Here is a 20,531-nt window from a genome sequence, read left to right on the forward strand (position 1 = left end):
ATGTATAGTTTAGCAACAAATTTTGTATTCATTGGTGGTCCACAATTAATCATTATCGTAGTAGTAGTTTTACTATTATTTGGTGGAAAGAAGATTCCGGAATTAATGAAAGGTTTAGGAAGTGGAATTAAAGAGTTTAAAAATGCTGCTAAAGAAGAGCCGGAAGAAAAATTAGAAGAGAAGAAGTAAGTTTAATTTACTTTTTATAAATAAGAAAAGCTCAATTTGTATAAAACAAGTTGAGCTTTTTACTTTTGAATTAAAAAAATCCCCCAAAATTTTTAATCCATTTTTATCTGAGTCAAATATATATATGTTCTATGATATAAATAAATATTTGTTATAAACAGGAAGGTTTTAGGGATATTTGGGATAAATGGGAATACTTATTGTAACCATCTTAGTAAAGATTGTTTAGAAAAACTTCTAGAAACAGGAATAGATATAGGAATAAATTCTGATTCTAATAAATAACCTCGTGCATTACCCGAAATATCTGTTATATAATTTACATTAACAATATAACTTTTATGACATCTAATAATTTTAGAGTATTCTTTTAATTCTGTGGCTATTTTTGTTAAAGTAACTCTTAGTATTTTTTCTTTTAAATCATTTTCTTGTAATAAAAAGAAACTTGCATAGTTTCCTTGAGAAGTAACATAAACTAAATCATCTATATTAAAAGTAATAACTTCTTTTCCATTATCTGAAGTAATAGAAATTTCACTGGCAAGTTTTTTAGAAATATCAATTTCTTTTTTTATTTCTTTAATTTCTAAGACCTTTTTTTCTCTTCTTTCTCTTATATTTTTTTCATTGATAAAAACAAAAAAGGTTAAAGGAATTAGAGTAATTAAAAACATGTAAGATAGAAATTCTAAAAGACCAAATTTTCTTAGGTTATAAGATGCTGTATATAGATTACTAAAATACCAAACAATAATTCCCATAATTGTAATACCTACCACCATTAAAAATAGATTTCTACCAATAGTCCAATTATCTTCATTAAAATAATCTTTAAAAATAAATGCTGGTACATATAAAATAAGAAAGGTAGATATAAAGGCAATAATACCAATACCTAAAGTATATTCTAAAATAATTATTTTAAATAGATTTAAATAAAACGGTCTAAAAATATATAAAAAAAGGAAGATGAATAACCCAAGAGAAAAACTTACTTTAAGTTTAAATTTTATAGATGGATTAAAATAATAAGGCATTGTGAGCCATTTAATAAATTTTTTCATAGAAAATTAAATTTTTAAATTAGCCAATAATTTTTAGAAGTTCTTCCTTTTTAAAACTTCTAGAAACCGGAATTTGTGTTGTTAACAATGTAGATTCTAAATAATATCTTCTGGTATTTCCTTTTAAAGAGTCAAAAAAAGAAGTGTTTATCATATAAGATTTATGACATCTAAAAAACTGAGGATGACTGTTTATTTGAATAAAAATCTTAGATAAAGTAATTCTTAACACCATTTCTTTTATTCCATTTTTAGTATTTAAAAAGACACTTGTATAATTACTTGATACAGATGCATAAACTAATTCATCAATATGTATTGTTAAATTATCTTTTTTATTTTCGGAATAGATTGTTATTTCTTGTGTCTTTGTTTCACTAATTTGTTCTTTTATATTACTATTTTTCTTGCTCTTAAATACTGTTATTCTATCATTTAAAATATAAATAGTAGCTATAGATAATATTGCTAAACTAGCAGAATACTTATAAAAAAGTAAAAAAGATAATTTTACCAAACCGGTAATATCCTTATAAATACCGCTAGAAAACCATAATATGTAGCTATAAACTATAATAAAAAAAAATAAAAGAAAGGTAAGAGAAGTTAAAGTCCATTTTTTATAATTTATTTTTTCTAAGAGTACAAATAGTAAAAAAGGAATTATAAAAGTTAAAATACCCATTAAAATAGTATAACCAAATAAAAGTTCTTTTAAAAGGTATAATTTAAATGGTTTAAAAACATTTAGAAATATAAAAACTAGTATTCCATGAAATATAGTTATTGGTAGCTTATTTGATATATAAGTTTCTAAATTAATTTTTTTTTTATAGAATTTTTTAATCGTTTTAATCAAGGGGTTATTTTGGGTAGAAATATAATAAATATTTTGGAATATTAAATTATTATAGTTTTACAGCGGTACCAGATGCTGTAACCATTAACATTCCTCCATTTTTACCTACGGTTTCATAATCTAAATCTACACCAACAATGGCTTGTGCACCTAAAGAGTTTGCCATTTCTTCCATTTCTTTTAAAGCAGAATCTTTGGCTTCTCTTAAAACCTTTTCATAAGAACCAGAGCGTCCACCAACTATATCTCTAATTCCTGCAAAGAAATCTTTAATAAAATTAGCTCCAATAATTGTTTCGCCTGTTACAATGCCTAAATATTGGGTTGCAGGTCTGTTTTCTATGGTGGGAGTTGTTGTTACAATCATTTATTTTTGTTTTATAAGAAACTTCATCTTTTATAAGATAGATAAAAGATGAAGTAAGGTTATGTTCAATTTTAGGGTTATAGGCTAGTGTTTGTTACCACAATTATTCCCTCTAAATATTAAATATTTGTTATAGAAGCATATCTTTTACCTTTGGTTTAAGGTTGTTGAATTATTTATCTAATTTTTTTGGTTTTGCATTTTTCATAGCTTCACCAATTTGGTTACTTGCTGTAAAACTTGCAACCATATCGTTTAGCATTTGACTACCTGCTTGTGGCGAATTTGGTAGCAATATTAAGTTACTATTTGTTTCACTACCTATAGATTGTAAAGTATCATAATGTTGCGTTACAACGATTAATGCAGAAGCTTCTTGACTGTTTATACCAACTCTGTTTAAAACATCTACAGACTCTTCTAAACCACGTGCAATTTCACGTCTTTGGTCTGCAATACCTTGTCCTTGTAATCGTTTACTTTCTGCCTCTGCTTTTGCTTTTTCTACAATTAAAATTCTTTGTGCATCTCCCTCATATTGTGCTGCTGTTTTTTCTCTATCGGCAGCATTAATTCTGTTCATGGCAATTTTTACTTGCGCATCGGGATCAATATCGGTAACTAAAGTTCTAATAATATCAAAACCATAATCTAACATGGCATCATTTAATTCTGTTTTTACAGCAATAGCAATATCATTCTTTTTAACAAAAACGTCATCTAATTTCATTTTTGGTACTTCTGCTCTTACCACATCAAAAACATAAGAAGTTATTTGGTCATGCGGATAATCTAATTTATAAAAAGCATCATATACTTTTTCTGTAATTACTTTATATTGTACAGAAACTTTTAATTTTACAAAAACATCATCTAAGGTTTTTGTTTCAATAATAACATCTAATTGTTGAATTTTTAAACTCAATTTTCCAGCAATTTTATCAACAAAAGGAATTTTTAATTTCAGTCCAGATTGTTTAATGCTATGAAATTTTCCAAAACGCTCAATAATAGCAGCAGTTTGTTGCTTCACCATAAAAAATGATGAAAACAAGATAAGTGCAATTATAACAATAGGAATAATAATAGAAGTTGGTATCATAGTTTATTTTTAAATAAGTTAATAATTTGTTTTATGTAAAGATACTGATTTTCAGTAGTTATTTATAGGACGCACTTTTATATAAATGTTACAATTTTTTAAAAAGAAAATCCTGTAAAACGTAAATTTTACAGGATTTTTAAAAGTTGTTAAGTGTTTTCTTTATGCTTCTTCTTTCGGAAAAATTTTATATATTTTTCTATTGTATTTAATCCACTTTTTATATTGTTTTTCAGAAAGTAAAACTTTCATTTTTTTATCCAATATTAAATCTTCTTTCTTTAGAATTTCAGAAATTGGTTTTAGGTTTTCTCCCATTTTTGTCATTACTTTTTTCTGAGAAGAATTATCCCCAGTTTTTATGACTTTTTTCTGATAGTTCTCAACCAAATCTTTAGTGCTTCTTAATACAAAAGTGTTAATTCTAGTAATATCTTTAATATCTTTATTGTATTTGGTTAATACCTTAGAAAATTCTTTACCTACGTTAGATGATAGCTTTATACTCGATTTTTTAGCTGCTTTTTCTATATCATAATTTACAATACCAATATATCTTTCTACATCAAAATTAGGTTCTGGAGCCTTTTGTTCGGTTTGCGGCAATTGATTTTGTCGTTGTCTACCATTATTGTTTCCGTACCCATATTGAGCTTGAGTTGTAAAAACACAACTTAATGCTATAAGTAAGATTATTTTTTTCATGATGATAATTTTATTTTTCCTGCAAGATATTAAAAACATTTCGATTCAATTTTACGAAAAAAAAATAATAATACGTCCAATTGTCATTTCGACGATAGGAGAAATCTCATAATTTATGATATCTGAAATTATCTAACTTTATGTGATTTCTCCGTTCGTTGAAATGACAAAACTGTATGTTATTATTCTTATTTGGTAAAATTCTTAGCTACAATTTTTCAATTGCGTTTTCTATCCTTTTAATTGTTTCTTCTTTACCTATCATTGCAATGATATCAAATAGGTGAGGACCAGCTAATTTACCAACTAAAGACAATCGTAAAGGTTGCATTACTTTACCAAAACCAATTTCTTTAGCAGTAATCCATTCTTTAATTTCTTTCTCGGTATTTTCTGATGAAAAATCTTGTATTTTTTCAATAACTGATACTAACTCTTGCATTAACGAGCCAGTTTCTGGCTTCCAATTCTTTTTGGAAGCTTTTGCATCGTATTCTGTTGGAGTTTTGAAAAAGAAACTAGATAAATCCCAAAAATCATTTACAAAAGTTGCTCTTTCTTTAATTGATGCAACTACGTTTAAAACAAACTCTTTGTCTTTTGTAATTCCTTTTTCAGCTAAAATAGGCAAGTATAAATCCGTCAACTCATCATCAGACTTGGTCTGCATATATTGTTGATTGAACCATTTAGCTTTATCCGGATTAAATTTTGCGCCAGATTTACTAACACGTTTTAATTCGAAAGCTTCAATTAATCCTTCTAAATTAAAAATTTCTTGTTCTGTTCCAGGATTCCATCCTAAGAAAGCCAACATGTTAATAAAGGCATCAGAAAAATAACCATCTTCTTTATATCCACGTGAAACATCGCCAGAAACTTCGTTGGTATATTCTAAAGGAAATACTGGGAAACCTAATTTATCGCCATCACGTTTGCTTAATTTTCCTTTACCAACTGGTTTTAAAATTAATGGTAAATGCGCAAATTTAGGAGCGTCCCAACCAAAAGCTTTGTATAATAAAACATGCAAAGGCATAGAAGGTAACCATTCTTCACCACGAATTACGTGAGAGATTTCCATTAAATGATCATCAACAATATTAGCTAAATGATACGTTGGCATTCCGTCTCCTTTAAATAAAATTTTATCATCTAAAGTATTGGTGTCAATTCTAATATTACCACGTATTTCATCTTCCATTCTTAAAAGCTCATCTTGTGGCGTTTTAAAACGGATTACATAATTCTCACCAGCATTTATTTTAGCTTGTACTTCATCATCTGTTAAAACTAAAGAATTTACTAACGTTCCGCCAGCTCTGTTATGCCAATTGTAAATAAAGGTTTTTCCTTCTGCTTCGTGTGCTTTTCTTTCTGCATCTAAGGCTTCCGGAGAATCAAAACAGTAATATGCCCAATCAGTTGCTATTAGTTTATCTGCATATTCTTTGTATAATTCTTTACGTTCCGATTGTCTGTAAGGACCAAATTTTTCGTTCTTTCCTGGACCTTCATCAAAAGGAATATTACACCATTCTAAAGCGTCTATAATATATTGTTCTGCATTTGCAACATAACGCGTTTGGTCTGTATCTTCTATACGAAGTACAAAAGTTCCATTATATTTTTTAGCAAATAAATAATTGTATAAAGCTGTTCTTACACCTCCAATATGTAAAGGTCCTGTAGGACTTGGTGCAAAACGAACGCGAACATTAGATTCCATTTTTTTTATTTTTAAATTCCTGATTTTTCAGGAAAGACATTGTTAATGTACCTTAAAAAATATTTAAGGTATTTTTTTAATGTGCAAAGATACTTTTTAAAAGAGAGAATAGAAATTAGAGAAAAGAAAAAATAGCGGTGTTTTTGAATTACAAAAGAGGAATAAATATAAATAATCTTATTAGGTTCTAAATGAATGGTGCTAAAAAGTCTTCTACAAGTTCCAACAGACATTGGTCTTTTTAATTGGATGCATAGATTTTTTATGAATTTTATAATAGTATAAATTAAATACGAATATCAATTTATACTCAAAATGTCAAACTGAGCTTGTCGAAGTTTTAATATATTGAATTGTAATTTTCTAAAACTTCTTATAAAGTCCTACCGATAAAGCAACTTGTTTGGCAACATTGTTTCCAAAAAAGGCAGCTGGTAAACTTGCTGTAATTCCAAAATTATTAGAAAACTCTCCAATTGCTTTTATACCAACTACACCATATTCTTGGTTGTTAACATATAAACCTGTATCTAAATTTGAATAAGGTAAAACAACATCACCATTTTTAAATGATTTTTCGATATCTAGAAAACCTATCAACCAAATGTTTTTAGAAACTTTACCACCATACTCACCACCAACTTTAAAGTTAGAACTATAGTTGTTAGTTCTAATTTTAGTTCCTATAAAAGTTTGTAAATAAGATTTCTTAAAACTTTTTCCAGCTAAAAATAGGGGAGTGAAAGTATATGCATTATAACCCGTTCTAATTCCCGAATTTTTATCAAAAGAACCCGTGTTTGCTTCAACAGAAAACTGAGCAGAAAGTAGCCAGTCTTTTTTATAATAATTGTGTTTTATCCCAATTTCAATATTTCCTAAATTATTTTCTTTATTTGAATGTTCTGGGCAAGGACCAATTAAACAAGGATTTACTAATCCTTTATGTTTAATAATTTTATAAGGCACATTTACAATCAATGTTGTATTATCTGTAATACCATATTCACTATAAAGTTGAATTGTATTGTCTGTTATTTTACCTGGAATTTCATAATCTGGGTTGCCAAATAATTCGTTATAACTAGGTATTGTAGTGAACGAAATTTGTGTGTAAAATTTTCCTTTTTTTTGAGTCCAAGGTCCTTGAGAAAATATTGATAAACTTGTTAAAAGGAATAATAATAGCGTTACTTTTTTCATATAAATGGATGTAATTTTGATTGTAATTGACAGGTTAATTTTTTGGTAGAACAAGTTTATAAATACTTACAAAAATCGTTTTAACAATTATTTGATGGTGTATCGAAGTAAAAATAGTATTTTTATTAGTTAATTATGAGCGGATTTAAAAAAATTGAGGAGAAATTACGTCAGTTTACACGGAAGTATTACATAAGTGAATTGATAAAAGGAAGTATATTATTTATTTCCTTAGGATTTTTGTATTTTTTTTTCACGGTATTTATAGAATATTTTTTGTGGTTAAAGCCAACCGCTAGAACTATTTTATTTTGGGTTTTCTTATTAGTAGAGTTGTTTTTGTTAGTTCGATTTATTTTTATCCCAATTTTTAAATTAGTTGGTTTAAGAAAAGGAATTTCTTTTGAGCAATCTTCTAAAATTATTGGAGATCATTTTCCTGCGGTTCAAGATAAATTATTGAATGTTTTGCAATTGAAAAAAAACAGTAATAATTCTGATTTATTGTTGGCTAGTATTGATCAAAAATCAGAAGAGTTACAACCAATTCCATTTGTAAAGGCTGTAGATTTTAAAAAGAATAAAAAGTACTTAAAATATGCTATAATTCCTATTTTAATTTTTTTAATTACCTTATTTACAGATAATAACGATAAATTATCTCAAAGTTTACAACGTGTTGTACATCATAATACGGCATATAATCCGCCTGCTCCATTTAAATTTTTATTAAATAATACGGATTTAAAAGTGGTACAAGGAAAGTCTATTTCTATTTTGGTTGAGACCCAAGGAAAAGTGTTACCTATGGAGTCACAGATCCATTTTGAAAATCAGAAATATTTTTTACAAAATAATGGGAACGGAACGTTTTCTTATACGTTTTCTGATGTTCAAAATCCAATTGATTTTTTTATTGAAGCAAATGGGGTTCAATCTCAAAATTATAATATAGAAGTAATAAAAACACCTACCATTAATAGTATTTCTTTAGATATTAATTATCCAAGATATCTAAATAAGAAAAATGAAACTATTAAAAACTCTGGTAATATTATAGTTCCCGAAGGTACAACCATTACTTGGAATGTATCTACAAACCAAACAGATTCTGTGGCTTTTATTTACAATAAAATGAGATCTTTTTTTAGGCAAATAGATGAGCATCAATTTAAATATTCTAAAACAATTAAAAATACACTGAATTACAATATTGCTTCTTCAAATAATAATTTAAAAGATTTTGAGAATTTACAATTTTCTGTAGATGTTGTAAAAGATGAGTTTCCTTTAATTAGTGTGCAATCTAATATTGATAGTGTTTCACGTGGAACATCAGAATTTGCTGGTCAGATTTCTGATGATTATGGTATTAGAAAATTACAGATTGTTTATTATAATGAGTTACAATCAGCAATTAAAAATAGCTGCAATTTAGAAATATCCAATCAAAATATTCAATCTTTTTTTTATCAATTTCCGATAGGATTAAATCTTATAGAAGGTGTTAATTATGAATTCTATTTTCAGGTTTCAGATAATGATGCTGTAAACGGAGGTAAAAAAACTAAGAGTAAAGTTTTTAATTTTCGGCAAAAAACAAGTGATGAAGTAGAGGAGGAGTTATTGCAAGAACAAAAAAATACCATTAATAATATTGAAAATTCTATACAGAAACAAAAGAATCAACAGAAAAATTTAGAAAAGGTTCAGCAAGATTTACAAGGAAAGAAGAAGTTTAATTGGAATGATAAAAAGAAAATAGAAAAGTTAGTAGAGCGTCAGAACAATTATAATAAAATGATGCAACATCAAACTGAAAAATTACAAGATAATTTAGAGGAAAAGAAAGAAGAAAATGAGGATCTTCAGAATAAAAAAGAAGAGTTAAAAAAGCGTATTGAGGAATTAAAGAAATTAGACAAGCAACAAAAGCTTTTAGATGAAATTCAGAAAATGGCAGAGAAACTTAACAAAGATGATTTGTTAAAAAAAGCGAAAGAATTATCACAACAAAATAAGCAACAAGAAAGAAGTTTAGAACGTATTTTAGAATTGACGAAGCGTTTTTATGTAGAGCAGAAAACAATGCAAATTGCAGATAAGATTGATAAATTATCTAAAAAACAAGAGGAGTTATCAGAAAGCAAAGAAGCTACTTTAGATGCTCAGAAAGATATTAAAAAGGAGTTTGATGCTATTAAGAAGGAGTTGGATGACTTAAATAAGGATAATGAAAAATTAAAAGAACCTATGGAACTTCCGGATGTGGAAGATGAAAAAGAAAATATAGAGGAAGAATTAAATATGTCTGAAGAAGAACTTTCTAAAGAAAATAAGAGTGAAGCAAAAAGTAGTCAAAAGAAATCATCTAAAAAGATGAAAGAAATGAGCGCTAAAATGCAAAAAGCGATGCTGGATATGGAAGGGGAATCTATGGAAGAGAATATGGATGACTTGCGAAAAATTTTAGAAAACTTAGTTATTTTTTCTTTTGGTCAGGAAAAATTAATGAATAAGTTTGAAGAAAGTTCTACGTCACATCCAAATTTTGGTAAGGACTTAAAGAGGCAAAATGAACTAAGAACTTATTTTGAACATATAGACGATAGCTTGTATGTGTTGTCTATGCGAGTGCCTAAAATTTCATCTAAAATTAAGGATGATTTATCTACTACTCATTATAATTTAGAACAGTCTTTATATAATTTTTCTGAAAATCTCTTTATAAACGGAGTGTCTAACCAACGTTATGTAATGACTTCTGTAAATAGTTTAGCAGATTATTTAAGTAACATTTTAAGTAGTATGAAAAATTCTATGTCCATGAAAATGGGTAAAGGAAAGAAAGGAAAAGGACAAGGATTTAGTCTGCCAGATTTAATTAAGAAACAGGGAGAATTGTCTAAAAAGATGAAGGATGGAATGAAGAAAGGAAAGAAACCTGGAGAAAAGGGTAAGCCTGGAGAGAAAGGTGAAAAAGGAAAAGAAGGTAAAGGGGATAAACCAGGTAAAGATGGTAAGAAAGGTGAAGATGGAGAAGGTGGTGCTAGTGATGATTTAAATGGAGAAATCTATGAAATTTATAAGCAGCAAAGTTTATTAAGGCAAGAATTGCAAAAACAAATTAGGTTGTCTGAGGGAGATGGTAATGGTGGTAATTCTGATGCTAAGAAAGCTTTAAAGAAGATGGAGGATTTAGAAAACGAAATTTTAGAAAAAGGTTTTAATGCTGGAACGCTTCAAAAAATGGAGCATTTAAATTACGAATTATTAAAATTAGATAAGGCGGCGTTAGAGCAAGGAGAAGATAAAAAGAGAAAATCGAATGCTAGTTTAAAGGAATCTCAAAAACGGAATATAAAAGCTATTCAATTTAAAAAGCAGTTTTACAATCAAACAGAAATATTAAATAGACAATCGTTACCTTTGCAGCTAAATTATAAAAAGAAAGTCAGACAATATTTTTCTGACATAAAAAAAGAGTAGGTATGGTAACTTTTAATTACGAAACTGAATTTAAATTAGATCATGAAAATCTGCTAGAATATTGGGTAGATACTATTGTTTCAAATCATGATTATAGTATTGGTGAAATCAATTATATTTTTTGTGATGATGCATATCTTCATAAATTAAATGTGGAGTTTTTACAACATGATACACTTACAGATGTTATTAGTTTTGATAACACTTTAGGGAAGTTGGTGAGTGGTGATATTTATATTTCTGTAGAACGGGTAGCAGATAATGCAACAGATTTTAAGGAAGATTTTATAGATGAATTGCATAGAGTAATGATTCATGGTGTATTGCATTATATGGGTTATAAAGATAAGTCTGAAGAAGAAAAAAAGAAGATGAGAGCAGCCGAGAATAAAGCATTGGCAGCCTTTAATTAAGAAATTAGTAATTAAAAATTAAGAGAGTTTCACGTGGAACTATAAAAAAATGAGTTTATTTTCAACAACATACGATGTTATTGTAGTAGGAGGTGGTCACGCAGGAAGTGAGGCTGCTGCATCCGCTGCTAATATGGGTGCACATACCTTATTAATTACAATGAATTTGCAAAATATTGCACAAATGAGTTGTAATCCAGCCATGGGCGGAATCGCAAAAGGACAAATAATAAGAGAGATTGATGCACTAGGAGGTTACAGTGGAATTGTAACTGATAAGACCGCTATTCAATTTAAAATGCTTAACAAATCTAAAGGACCTGCAATGTGGAGTCCAAGAGCGCAATCAGACAGAATGCAGTTTGCAGAATGTTGGAGAACGATGTTAGAGCAAACAGAAAATGTAGATTTTTATCAAGATTCTGTAAATGGTTTATTGTTTGATGGCAACAAAATTATAGGAGTTAAAACGGCTTTAGGTTTAGAAATAAAAGCAAAGACCGTGGTAATTACTGCAGGTACTTTTTTAAACGGTTTAATTCATATTGGTGATAAAAGTTTTGGTGGAGGTAGAGCAGGAGAAGGAGCATCTACCGGTATTACAGAAGATTTAGTTGCTAAAGGTTTTGAATCTGGTAGAATGAAGACTGGAACGCCACCAAGAGTTGATGGACGATCTTTAGATTATTCTAAAATGATTGAGCAACCTGGTGATGAAGTAACAGAAAAGTTTTCTTATTTACCAACTACTAAAGCATTGGTAAAACAACGTTCATGTTGGCTTACGTATACCAATTTAGATGTGCACGATTTGTTGCGTACAGGGTTTGATAGATCGCCAATGTTTAATGGTAGAATTAAATCTACAGGGCCAAGATATTGTCCTTCGATAGAAGATAAGATAGATCGTTTTTCAACTAAAGATAGACATCAAATGTTTATTGAGCCAGAAGGATGGACTACTTGTGAAATGTATGTAAATGGGTTTTCAACTTCTCTTCCAGAAGATGTCCAGGACAAAGCAATTCGTTCTGTAGCTGGTTTCGAAAATGTAAAATTCTTACGTTATGGGTATGCAATAGAATATGACTTTTTTCCACCTACACAATTAAAACATTCTCTAGAAACAAAAATTATAGAAAATTTATTTTTCGCAGGTCAAATAAACGGAACAACAGGTTATGAAGAAGCGGCAGCACAAGGTTTAATGGCTGGTGTAAATGCAGCATTAAAAACGCAAGAAAAAGAGCCATTTATTTTAAAAAGGAACGAAGCTTATATAGGTGTTTTAATAGATGATTTAATTACTAAAGGAACCGAAGAGCCTTATAGAATGTTTACATCTAGAGCAGAATATAGAACCTTGTTAAGACAAGATAATGCAGATTTAAGATTAACTCCGTTAGGGTTTAAATTAGGTTTAGCATCTCAAGAGAGATTAGATAGAGTAATAGAAAAACAAGAAAAAGCAGATTTATTAATTCAGTTTTTACAAAATACAAGTGTAAAGCAAGAAGAGATAAATCCTATTTTAGAAGCAAAAGGTTTGGCTTTAATTAATCAATCTATGAAGCTTTATAAAATAGCAGCAAGACCTCAATTAGATTTTTCTGATTTTAAAAGTGTCGAGAAATTAAACGTCTTTTTAGAAGAAAATAAAATTGACAAAGAAGCAATTGAGCAAGCTGTTATTCATTTAAAATACTCTGGTTATATAGAGAAAGAGAAAAACAATGCAGATAAATTAAATAGATTAGAGAATGTAATGATTCCTTCTAAATTTGATTATCAAAAAGTAAAATCGATTTCATTTGAGGCGAGAGAAAAATTAAGTAAAATTCAACCAACATCTATATCACAAGCAAGTAGAATTAGTGGCGTTTCTCCCAGCGACATTTCTGTGCTTTTAGTGTATATGGGTAGATAGTATAATGAAAAAAAATGTGAATGTTCCTCGTGGAACATTTTGAAAAGAAAAAGTATTATGGGGAAAAAAAGAGTGCTTCATACAAAATTAGAGCCTTTTTTAAATTGTAAAGATTTTACGGTTTCAGATGAAACTTATGAAGTAATGTTTAATACAGAATACGATATGTTGGTGACTTCACCAGTGCCTGTAGATTTAGAAAATTACTACAAAAGTGAAAACTATATTTCACATACTGATAGTAAAAAATCATTGATGGATAAAGTATATCAAGCTGTAAAAAATATAACCTTAAAAAGAAAACTAGCGCTAATTAATTCTTTTAAAACGGAGTCTAAAAATATTTTAGATGTTGGAGCAGGGACAGGAGATTTTTTAAAAATATGTGATGTTAATGGGTGGAATGTTTTAGGTATAGAACCAAGTGCTGATGCAAGAAATATTGCCAATGAAAAAGGAATTGTTTTACAAGAGGAATTACTTGAAATTGAAAATAAAAAGTTTGATGTAATTACTCTCTGGCATGTTTTAGAACATGTAGAAAAATTATCGGAATATATTATAAAGTTAAAAGAGCTACTTTCTGAAAATGGAAGGATTGTAATTGCGGTTCCAAATTATAAAAGCGACGATGCAAAATATTATAAAGAATACTGGGCTGCTTTTGATGTACCAAGACATCTTTGGCATTTTTCTCAAACCTCAATTCATAAACTGTTTTCTGAAGAAAATATGGTGGTAGAAAAAACGATACCCATGAAATTTGATTCTTATTATGTTTCTCTTTTAAGTGAAAAATATAAAACTGGTAAAATGAATCCGCTTAAAGCTTTTCATAGAGGTTTTGTTTCAAATCTTAAAGCAAGAACAACTTCTGAGTACTCTTCCTTAATATATGTAGTTAAAAAGAGCTAAAATCGATTTTAAACTATTTGTAAATCATTTTTATATAAGGAATAGTATTAGTTGTTTAATAAAATTTAAAAAGCCCTTAAAACGATTGTTTTAAGGGCTTTTTTTATAAATATTATTTATAGGATAATTAAAAAACTATCAATTTTACTTATTTAATAAATATACACCACAAAGTGTAATGATAAAATAGACACCTAAAGACATTGCTCCTGGATAATCTTTTGCCAAACGTTGACCAATAAGCATAAAAATTATACTTACCGCAGAAAGCTCTATTCCGAGTAATGCAATTTCTTTTATTTGAAAAATGTAAATTTGATACACTCCAATTATCATTAATATCGATGCAATAATTTCTGTTATGAAAAGAATTGTCAATAAAAAAGAAACTTTATTTTTTAAAGGAGAATTTTTAAAATGACTTTCTATATAATTCACACTTCCTTTCCAATCAGAAATTTTTTCAAAGGCAGATATTAAATAAGTGATTATTAAAAAGAGTAAGATTAAAACCTCCGTTGGGTATTCAGATAAAAAACGCATAATTACTTCTCTTTATTATTTTCCGAATAAGCGTTGTAAAAAGCTTTTAGACTTTTCTTTGATCTCTTTTAGTTCCTCTTTGGCATCTTCTGCAAAATCAGTTAAATGTTCTGCAGCTTCTCCAGCTAATTCAGATGCATTTTCTTTAATGTCTTCAAAAGTTTCTTTGGCGTCTTCTGTAAACTCAGTTGTTTTTTGTTTTGCTATTTCTGTATATTCTTCTGCTTTGTGTTTTACCTTTTCTATATTTTCATCAGATAAAAGCTCGTTTACTTTTTCTTTTGCACTCTCTAAAGCTTCTTTAGCATCATCTACAAACTCGGTTGTTTTCTCTTTTGCAGTATCTGCAAATTCGTTAGATTTCTGTTTGGTATTTTCAATGTTCTCTTTTGTTTCATTAGCAATAGAACTTGTTGCTTTTTTTACTTCTTCGTCTGAATTTTTATTTTTTTCTTTCATGATTTTTTTGATTATATTATTGTTATGTAAAACTAAAGAAAAGCTTTATCAATAGGTTCCCATAGCTCAATTTTATTTCCTTCGTTGTCTAAAATCCAACCGAATTTACCATAGTCGTATTCTTCCATTTCACCTACAATAGTAACACCTTCTTTCTTTAATTCAGCTAATAATTCTACTAAATTTTCTACTCTATAATTAAACATAAAGTCCTTTTTAGAAGGTTCAAAATGTTTGGTATCCTCTGCAAACGGACTCCATTGTGTAGAGCATTTATTTCCGTTTTCATCTTTCCACCAAAAAGTACAACCCCATTCATCTGTATTAAAACCTAAGTGATTTTTATACCATTCTTTGGCTGCTTTTGCATCTTCAGATTTAAAAAATACTCCACCAATTCCTGTAACTCTATTTTTCATAAACTACTTCTTTTTAATATTAGTTTCATAAACTGCGATCCACTCATCAACAGTTATTTTTTTACATAATTCAGCAATTAATTCAAAAGGAATTTCTTCGATTTTTTTAAAACGGATACAACTTGTACGCATATCTAATGTACGTTTGCAATGTTTAGGATATTCGTTGACAAACCAATCTTTAATTTCTGGAATGGCATAAATACCGCTATGATATAAATTTATAGAATTTTTTTGTGAAGCAAAACTCATAAAAGGTAAGGGCTCTTTTGGGGTACAATGATATCCGTCTGGATACAATTTATGAGGAACATAAAACCCAATCATTCCGTATTGAATGCCTTCTTCAAAACCATTTGGTAGGTTTTCTTTAATGATTTTACGTAATTTATGTAACGCACTTTTACGTTCTTCCGGAACCTGATCTATATAATCTTCTGCTGATGTGGCTTTGTATTGCATAATTTTAGGTGTATACAATTGTCATTTTGAAATGAGACTTTTTTTGTTGATTGATAAATCTCTTCAAATTTGACAATAATAAGGTTCTTCTTATTCTTTGTTCGGAAAGAGAAAGGATTACAAGTTAAACATATTTTGTGAATTAGAAGTTTTGAATAAACCTATAAAGAAGCTAATGTAAAACTGAGCAACTTTATGAGATTTCTCCCAAAAGGGTCGAAATGACAAATCTGGGTGTAACCATAGCTGAACATAAAAAACACACAAAATTGTTATTTCGACTTTAGGAGAAATCCCATAACAGTGATAACACAAACCTATGTAATTTCTTGTTAGGTTTTATATTATAAAAGTATCTAACAAAATTTAGCCTTAATTTTATCTACGATGGTTTGCGCTAATCTTTCTTTACTTTCAATGGTCCAACCAGCAACATGAGGCGTTAACAAAACGTTTTCTGAATTGATTAAATATTGAAAAGCTGCTGGCATTTTATCATCAGAAAAAAGATTTTCAAAAGATGCTTTTTCATATTCTAAAACATCTAAACCTGCACCTAAAATTTTACCCGTTTTTAAAGCTGAAACTAAATCTTTGGTGACTACAGATTTTCCACGTGCAGTATTTATCAACCAAAAATTATTTTTAAAACCATTTATAAAATCGGCATTGATCATTTTTTGAGTAAGTTCGGTTTGTGGTATGTGCAAACTTAAAATTGCTGCTTTTTCTTGTAATTCTTCTAAAGAAACTTGTTTGCAATTAGCATCGCCAACATTTGGTTTTATATCATAACACAGTACTTCAACATCAAAACCACGTAGTTTTTTAGCGAAAGATTTACCCATATTTCCATAACCAATTAAACCAACTGTTCTTCCGTCTAGTTCAATACCTCGGTTTTCTTCGCGTAGCCATTTTCCGTTTCTAACTTCTTTATCCGCTTTGTTTAGCTTGTTAAATAATGATAATAGCATTCCTAAGCTATGTTCTCCTACAGCGTTTCTATTTCCTTCAGGCGCGGCAATTAAAGTAATTCCTAAGCTTTCTGCATATTCACAATCTATATTTTCTAGCCCAGCACCAACACGTCCAATAAACTTTAAATTGGTTGCTTTATCTAAAAATGCTTTATCAATAGAAAAACGACTTCTAATTATAAAACCATCGTAGTTGTGAATTTTAGCTAAAATTTCTTCTTTTGAAGAAGTATAATCTTCATGGTTCGTATAGCCTAAATCGTTTAATTGATTTAATAATAAAGGATGATTTGAGTCTAGGTGTAGTATTTTCAAAATTCGATTTTTAGATAGTTTGATTTTTAGATTTTTAGAGTGGAAATAAATCTTGACATCATTTTTATAATTTGGTCTAAAGTGTGTTGAAGTTTTTCTAATTCTTCTTTTTGAATAAAATCTAAATCACATGAAATTAGTAATTGAGTTTCTATTTCATAACAAGAACCTAAGGAAATTCTTAAAAACCGAGCAAAATCTTTATTAGATACCATTGAAGCTCCTTCAGCAATATTTGATGGAATTGATACTGATGCTCTTCTTAATTGAGATGTCAATCCAAATTTTTCATCATTAGGAAAATACTTTGTAATAAGGTAAATATCTTTACAAAAGACTCTACTTAACTGCCAAAACTTTAAATCCTTATAGCGATGCATTTTTTATTTTTTTTAGATTACTAGATTACTAGATTACTAGATTTTTAGAAATTACAATCCAACAATCCATATTATTAGAGAACAATATTTTTGAATTACGAGTCTATTCTATACATATACCTAAATAAACAGATTACTAGATTTTTAGTATTTTAGATTATTAGAAATTACAATCCAACAATCTAACGATCTAACAATCCAATTTAACAGATTATTGGTAGTTTAATATATTGGATTTTAGAAATTTCCATCTAACCATCTAACCATCTAAATTAATACTGTTCTTTATCGCTTGGGAAATCGCCACTTTTTACATCATCAATATAGTTTTTAAAGGCACCAGTCATTTCTGTATGCATATCTAAATATCTACGTAAAAAACGAGGATGAAATTCATGCGTCATTCCTAACATATCATGGGTTACTAAAACCTGACCGTCAACACCATTTCCGGCTCCAATACCAATAACAGGAATAGAGATTGCCTCTGCAACTTCTTTGGCTAATTTGGCAGGTACTTTTTCTAAAACAACGGCAAAACAGCCTAGTCTTTCTAACATTAACGCATCTTCCATTAATTGTTCTGCTTCTTCTTCTTCTTTTGCTCTAACGGTATAGGTACCAAACTTATAGATAGATTGTGGTGTTAAACCTAAATGCCCCATTACAGGAATTCCGGCATTTAAAATTCTTTTTATAGATTCTTTAATTTCTTTACCACCTTCTAATTTAATAGAATGTCCGCCAGATTCTTTCATAATTCTAATGGCAGAACGCAGTGCTTCTTTTGGGTCAGATTGGTAACTACCAAAAGGCAAGTCTACAACCACTAAACATCTAGTGATAGCTCTAACAACAGAACTTGCATGATAAATCATTTGATCTAAAGTAATAGGCAATGTAGTTTCATGTCCTGCCATAACATTAGAGGCAGAATCACCAACCAAAAGCACATCAATACCAGCGCCATCTAAAATTTTTGCCATTGTAAAATCATACGCAGTTAACATGGAAATTTTCTCTCCATTTTTCTTCATATCTACTAAAGACTTTACCGTAACTTTTTTATATTCTTTTTTTGCTGCTGACATATTTTATGTTTTTTTTAATGACTGTAAATGTAAGAAAAAGCATTAAATATTAAACTAGTTAATCTTTCGTTAATCTTAAGTAAATAAAAAATATGAATTGATTATTTGCTTAGATTTATTGCGTTATAAAATATACAGATTATTGATGTTTTTCAGACGCAAAATTTAATAGGTTAATTATTTTGGTAGCTATAAATCGGAGACGAAATTTTAAAGTAATACAGAATAACATTATATTTGGATTTTATTTATCAAATGATACAAGAGCAAGTTTTATTAAATACAGACAAATGGATAGATAATTATGCAGATTATATGTATAATTATGCTGTTGTACGTGTAAATAACGGTGATTTAGCTAAAGACTTAGTTCAAGATACTTTTTTTGCCGGATTAAAATCTGCCAAAAATTTTCAAGGTAAATCAACGGAAAGAACTTGGTTAATTTCTATTTTAAAAAGAAAAATAATAGATCATTACCGTAAAATAAATTCTAAAAAAGGACAAGCCGAAGTTAGAATGAATTTTTATGATGATGGTGAAAATGAAGGTAATTGGATAGAAGAGAGAGTGCCACAGAGTTGGGACAATCAATCTGAAAAAACCATTGAAAACGAAGAATTAAAAAGTCAGTTAGAATCTTGTATAGATGCTTTACCTGAAAAATATGCGATGGTTTTTAGAATGAAAACCATACAAGAGTTTGAAACTGAAGAAATTTGTAAGGAGTTAGATATTACGGCGTCTAACCTATGGGTTATCATTCATAGAGCAAGAACACAGCTCAGAAAATGTATGGAAGATAATTGGTTTAATAATTAAGAAATGTTTAAAAGTTTAAGAATTACTTGCGACGAAGCCACAACCATTTGTGACAAAAGCCAATATGGAGCTGCTACTTTAGGAGAAAAAGTGAAATTAAGTATTCATTTTTTACGATGTAAGGTTTGTTCTTTATATACAAAGCAAAATAATACGCTTACAAATTTGTATAAAGGGCATGCAAAAAGCTGTAAAGAAACAAAACGTTGTTTAAGTAAAGAAGAAAAGGAAGCTTTGAAAAAGGAGCTAGATAAAATTAAGATATAAAAATATTTTGGTGATTTTTAGAAAATCACAATTTTTGATTTTTTGTTAGATTGAAACGGGATTTATAGAAATATAGATTCCGTTTTTTTGTACTTTAGCTTTTTGTCTTCTCGAGCGCAGTCGAGAGGTTTTTAGAGAAACTTAATAAGGTCTCGACTGCGCTCGACCAGATATCAGATGCATTTTTTACCAGAAAATATAGATAATTACGTTGTGGAACATTCGCAACAAGAACCAACAATTTTAAAAGAATTAAGTAAAGAAACTTGGCAAAAAGTATTGAATCCTAGAATGTTAAGTGGTGCTTTTCAAGGGAGAGTATTGTCTATGATTTCAAAATTAATGCAACCCAAAAACATTTTAGAAATTGGTACTTATACTGGTTATTCTGCTTTATGTTTAGCGGAAGGTTTAGCATCCGAAGGAAAAATTTTTACTTTAGATAAGAATGAGGAACTAGAAAATCTTCAAAATAAATACTTTGAGAAATCTGGTTTTAGAAGTCAAATAAAACAAATTGTAGGTAATGCCATAGAGATCATACCAACTATTGATGAGAAGTTTGATTTGGTTTTTATTGATGCTGATAAAAAGAATTACATCAACTATTTTCATTTAATTATTGATAAAATGAATTCTGGCGGAATTATTTTGTCTGATAATGTACTTTGGAGTGGTAAAGTGGTAGAAAAATTAGATGCTAAAGACAAAGACACTAAAGTACTTTTAGCGTATAATAAACTATTAAATACAGATGATAGAATAGAAACTGTTCTTTTACCAATTAGAGATGGTTTAACAGTTAGTAGAGTGAAATAATAAAAAACG

At 28.7% G+C, this 20,531-nt stretch carries 22 protein-coding genes; 8 read left to right on the forward strand and 14 right to left on the reverse strand.

Annotation, left to right across the window (positions count from 1 at the left end):
• Nucleotides 1–189 (forward strand): twin-arginine translocase TatA/TatE family subunit, encoded by a 189-nt coding sequence (gene tatA / locus JOP69_RS12145; protein WP_203392855.1) that lies wholly within the window; start codon nt 1–3, stop codon nt 187–189.
• A 197-nt stretch (nt 190–386) separates the two neighbouring features.
• On the opposite strand, the gene JOP69_RS12150 is transcribed toward tatA, so the two are convergent.
• The 7 genes from JOP69_RS12150 to JOP69_RS12180 all read right to left on the reverse strand — a co-directional run bounded on the left by JOP69_RS12150 (nt 387) and on the right by JOP69_RS12180 (nt 7,221).
• On the reverse strand, nt 387–1,256 hold the full coding sequence (locus JOP69_RS12150) for a LytTR family DNA-binding domain-containing protein (RefSeq protein ID WP_203392856.1): 870 nt from the start codon (nt 1,254–1,256) through the stop codon (nt 387–389).
• 19 nt (nt 1,257–1,275) lie between these two features.
• On the reverse strand, nt 1,276–1,941 hold the full coding sequence (locus JOP69_RS12155) for a LytTR family DNA-binding domain-containing protein (protein WP_203392857.1): 666 nt from the start codon (nt 1,939–1,941) through the stop codon (nt 1,276–1,278).
• Nucleotides 1,942–2,164: 223 nt separating this feature from the next.
• The gene (locus JOP69_RS12160; RefSeq protein WP_203392858.1) at nt 2,165–2,482 is read right to left on the reverse strand and encodes a heavy metal-binding domain-containing protein; all 318 of its coding nucleotides are present in this window, start codon (nt 2,480–2,482) and stop codon (nt 2,165–2,167) included.
• 172 nt (nt 2,483–2,654) lie between these two features.
• Complete coding sequence (locus JOP69_RS12165; RefSeq protein ID WP_197482032.1) at nt 2,655–3,584, reverse strand: SPFH domain-containing protein; 930 nt, start codon at nt 3,582–3,584, stop codon at nt 2,655–2,657.
• Between the two features lie 162 nt (nt 3,585–3,746).
• Nucleotides 3,747–4,289 carry a hypothetical protein gene (locus JOP69_RS12170; RefSeq protein WP_203392859.1) on the reverse strand — a complete coding sequence of 181 codons (543 nt, stop codon included), beginning with the start codon at nt 4,287–4,289 and terminating at the stop codon, nt 3,747–3,749.
• A 208-nt stretch (nt 4,290–4,497) separates the two neighbouring features.
• Nucleotides 4,498–6,018 carry a glutamate--tRNA ligase gene (gene gltX / locus JOP69_RS12175; RefSeq protein WP_203392860.1) on the reverse strand — a complete coding sequence of 507 codons (1,521 nt, stop codon included), beginning with the start codon at nt 6,016–6,018 and terminating at the stop codon, nt 4,498–4,500.
• 363 nt (nt 6,019–6,381) lie between these two features.
• Complete coding sequence (locus JOP69_RS12180; protein ID WP_203392861.1) at nt 6,382–7,221, reverse strand: hypothetical protein; 840 nt, start codon at nt 7,219–7,221, stop codon at nt 6,382–6,384.
• A 135-nt stretch (nt 7,222–7,356) separates the two neighbouring features.
• Here JOP69_RS12180 and JOP69_RS12185 point away from each other — a divergent pair, with 135 nt between their 5' ends.
• Genes JOP69_RS12185 through JOP69_RS12200 form a run of 4 tightly spaced genes read left to right on the forward strand, consistent with a single transcriptional unit; the run spans nt 7,357 to nt 13,965 of the window.
• Complete coding sequence (locus tag JOP69_RS12185; protein ID WP_203392862.1) at nt 7,357–10,710, forward strand: DUF4175 family protein; 3,354 nt, start codon at nt 7,357–7,359, stop codon at nt 10,708–10,710.
• A 2-nt stretch (nt 10,711–10,712) separates the two neighbouring features.
• On the forward strand, nt 10,713–11,123 hold the full coding sequence (gene ybeY, locus JOP69_RS12190; protein ID WP_203392863.1) for an rRNA maturation RNase YbeY: 411 nt from the start codon (nt 10,713–10,715) through the stop codon (nt 11,121–11,123).
• Nucleotides 11,124–11,172: 49 nt separating this feature from the next.
• A complete protein-coding gene (mnmG, locus tag JOP69_RS12195) occupies nt 11,173–13,050 on the forward strand; it encodes a tRNA uridine-5-carboxymethylaminomethyl(34) synthesis enzyme MnmG (protein ID WP_203392864.1) in 1,878 nt (625 codons plus the stop codon).
• A gap of 57 nt (nt 13,051–13,107) precedes the next feature.
• Nucleotides 13,108–13,965, forward strand: a complete 858-nt coding sequence (locus JOP69_RS12200) for a class I SAM-dependent methyltransferase (RefSeq protein WP_203392865.1) — start codon at nt 13,108–13,110, stop codon at nt 13,963–13,965.
• 144 nt (nt 13,966–14,109) lie between these two features.
• Here the strand turns inward: JOP69_RS12200 and JOP69_RS12205 are convergent, their stop codons facing one another.
• The 7 genes from JOP69_RS12205 to panB all read right to left on the reverse strand — a co-directional run bounded on the left by JOP69_RS12205 (nt 14,110) and on the right by panB (nt 18,614).
• On the reverse strand, nt 14,110–14,508 hold the full coding sequence (locus JOP69_RS12205) for a DoxX family protein (protein WP_203392866.1): 399 nt from the start codon (nt 14,506–14,508) through the stop codon (nt 14,110–14,112).
• A 15-nt stretch (nt 14,509–14,523) separates the two neighbouring features.
• Nucleotides 14,524–14,967 (reverse strand): hypothetical protein, encoded by a 444-nt coding sequence (locus tag JOP69_RS12210; RefSeq protein ID WP_203392867.1) that lies wholly within the window; start codon nt 14,965–14,967, stop codon nt 14,524–14,526.
• A 32-nt stretch (nt 14,968–14,999) separates the two neighbouring features.
• Nucleotides 15,000–15,386, reverse strand: coding sequence for a VOC family protein (locus JOP69_RS12215; RefSeq protein WP_203392868.1), 387 nt, complete (start codon nt 15,384–15,386; stop codon nt 15,000–15,002).
• 3 nt (nt 15,387–15,389) lie between these two features.
• On the reverse strand, nt 15,390–15,848 hold the full coding sequence (locus tag JOP69_RS12220; protein ID WP_203392869.1) for a DUF1801 domain-containing protein: 459 nt from the start codon (nt 15,846–15,848) through the stop codon (nt 15,390–15,392).
• Between the two features lie 356 nt (nt 15,849–16,204).
• Complete coding sequence (locus JOP69_RS12225; RefSeq protein ID WP_203392870.1) at nt 16,205–17,143, reverse strand: 2-hydroxyacid dehydrogenase; 939 nt, start codon at nt 17,141–17,143, stop codon at nt 16,205–16,207.
• Between the two features lie 26 nt (nt 17,144–17,169).
• Nucleotides 17,170–17,523 (reverse strand): four helix bundle protein, encoded by a 354-nt coding sequence (locus JOP69_RS12230; RefSeq protein ID WP_203392871.1) that lies wholly within the window; start codon nt 17,521–17,523, stop codon nt 17,170–17,172.
• A gap of 272 nt (nt 17,524–17,795) precedes the next feature.
• Nucleotides 17,796–18,614: a 3-methyl-2-oxobutanoate hydroxymethyltransferase gene (gene panB, locus JOP69_RS12235; RefSeq protein ID WP_203392872.1), complete on the reverse strand. Its 819-nt coding sequence runs from the start codon at nt 18,612–18,614 to the stop codon at nt 17,796–17,798.
• 255 nt (nt 18,615–18,869) lie between these two features.
• Between panB and JOP69_RS12240 the strand changes: the two genes are divergently transcribed.
• From JOP69_RS12240 to JOP69_RS12250, 3 genes are all read left to right on the forward strand, one after another.
• Nucleotides 18,870–19,436: a sigma-70 family RNA polymerase sigma factor gene (locus tag JOP69_RS12240; protein ID WP_203392873.1), complete on the forward strand. Its 567-nt coding sequence runs from the start codon at nt 18,870–18,872 to the stop codon at nt 19,434–19,436.
• A 3-nt stretch (nt 19,437–19,439) separates the two neighbouring features.
• A complete protein-coding gene (locus JOP69_RS12245; RefSeq protein ID WP_203392874.1) occupies nt 19,440–19,703 on the forward strand; it encodes a hypothetical protein in 264 nt (87 codons plus the stop codon).
• A 177-nt stretch (nt 19,704–19,880) separates the two neighbouring features.
• Complete coding sequence (locus tag JOP69_RS12250) at nt 19,881–20,522, forward strand: O-methyltransferase (protein WP_203392875.1); 642 nt, start codon at nt 19,881–19,883, stop codon at nt 20,520–20,522.
• The last annotated feature ends 9 nt before the right edge of the window (nt 20,523–20,531 follow it).

The sequence above is a fragment of the Polaribacter sp. Q13 genome (assembly GCF_016858305.2).
Taxonomy (GTDB): domain Bacteria; phylum Bacteroidota; class Bacteroidia; order Flavobacteriales; family Flavobacteriaceae; genus Polaribacter.

Coding starts and splice junctions, on each gene's coding strand:
- tatA (WP_203392855.1), top strand. CDS start 1: ATGTATAGTTTAGCAACAAATTTTGTATTCATTGGTGGTCCACAATTA.
- JOP69_RS12150 (WP_203392856.1), bottom strand. CDS start 1,256: ATGAAAAAATTTATTAAATGGCTCACAATGCCTTATTATTTTAATCCA.
- JOP69_RS12155 (WP_203392857.1), bottom strand. CDS start 1,941: ATGGGTATTTTAACTTTTATAATTCCTTTTTTACTATTTGTACTCTTA.
- JOP69_RS12160 (WP_203392858.1), bottom strand. CDS start 2,482: ATGATTGTAACAACAACTCCCACCATAGAAAACAGACCTGCAACCCAA.
- JOP69_RS12165 (WP_197482032.1), bottom strand. CDS start 3,584: ATGATACCAACTTCTATTATTATTCCTATTGTTATAATTGCACTTATC.
- JOP69_RS12170 (WP_203392859.1), bottom strand. CDS start 4,289: ATGAAAAAAATAATCTTACTTATAGCATTAAGTTGTGTTTTTACAACT.
- gltX (WP_203392860.1), bottom strand. CDS start 6,018: ATGGAATCTAATGTTCGCGTTCGTTTTGCACCAAGTCCTACAGGACCT.
- JOP69_RS12180 (WP_203392861.1), bottom strand. CDS start 7,221: ATGAAAAAAGTAACGCTATTATTATTCCTTTTAACAAGTTTATCAATA.
- JOP69_RS12185 (WP_203392862.1), top strand. CDS start 7,357: ATGAGCGGATTTAAAAAAATTGAGGAGAAATTACGTCAGTTTACACGG.
- ybeY (WP_203392863.1), top strand. CDS start 10,713: ATGGTAACTTTTAATTACGAAACTGAATTTAAATTAGATCATGAAAAT.
- mnmG (WP_203392864.1), top strand. CDS start 11,173: ATGAGTTTATTTTCAACAACATACGATGTTATTGTAGTAGGAGGTGGT.
- JOP69_RS12200 (WP_203392865.1), top strand. CDS start 13,108: ATGGGGAAAAAAAGAGTGCTTCATACAAAATTAGAGCCTTTTTTAAAT.
- JOP69_RS12205 (WP_203392866.1), bottom strand. CDS start 14,508: ATGCGTTTTTTATCTGAATACCCAACGGAGGTTTTAATCTTACTCTTT.
- JOP69_RS12210 (WP_203392867.1), bottom strand. CDS start 14,967: ATGAAAGAAAAAAATAAAAATTCAGACGAAGAAGTAAAAAAAGCAACA.
- JOP69_RS12215 (WP_203392868.1), bottom strand. CDS start 15,386: ATGAAAAATAGAGTTACAGGAATTGGTGGAGTATTTTTTAAATCTGAA.
- JOP69_RS12220 (WP_203392869.1), bottom strand. CDS start 15,848: ATGCAATACAAAGCCACATCAGCAGAAGATTATATAGATCAGGTTCCG.
- JOP69_RS12230 (WP_203392871.1), bottom strand. CDS start 17,523: ATGCATCGCTATAAGGATTTAAAGTTTTGGCAGTTAAGTAGAGTCTTT.
- panB (WP_203392872.1), bottom strand. CDS start 18,614: ATGTCAGCAGCAAAAAAAGAATATAAAAAAGTTACGGTAAAGTCTTTA.
- JOP69_RS12240 (WP_203392873.1), top strand. CDS start 18,870: ATGATACAAGAGCAAGTTTTATTAAATACAGACAAATGGATAGATAAT.
- JOP69_RS12245 (WP_203392874.1), top strand. CDS start 19,440: ATGTTTAAAAGTTTAAGAATTACTTGCGACGAAGCCACAACCATTTGT.
- JOP69_RS12250 (WP_203392875.1), top strand. CDS start 19,881: ATGCATTTTTTACCAGAAAATATAGATAATTACGTTGTGGAACATTCG.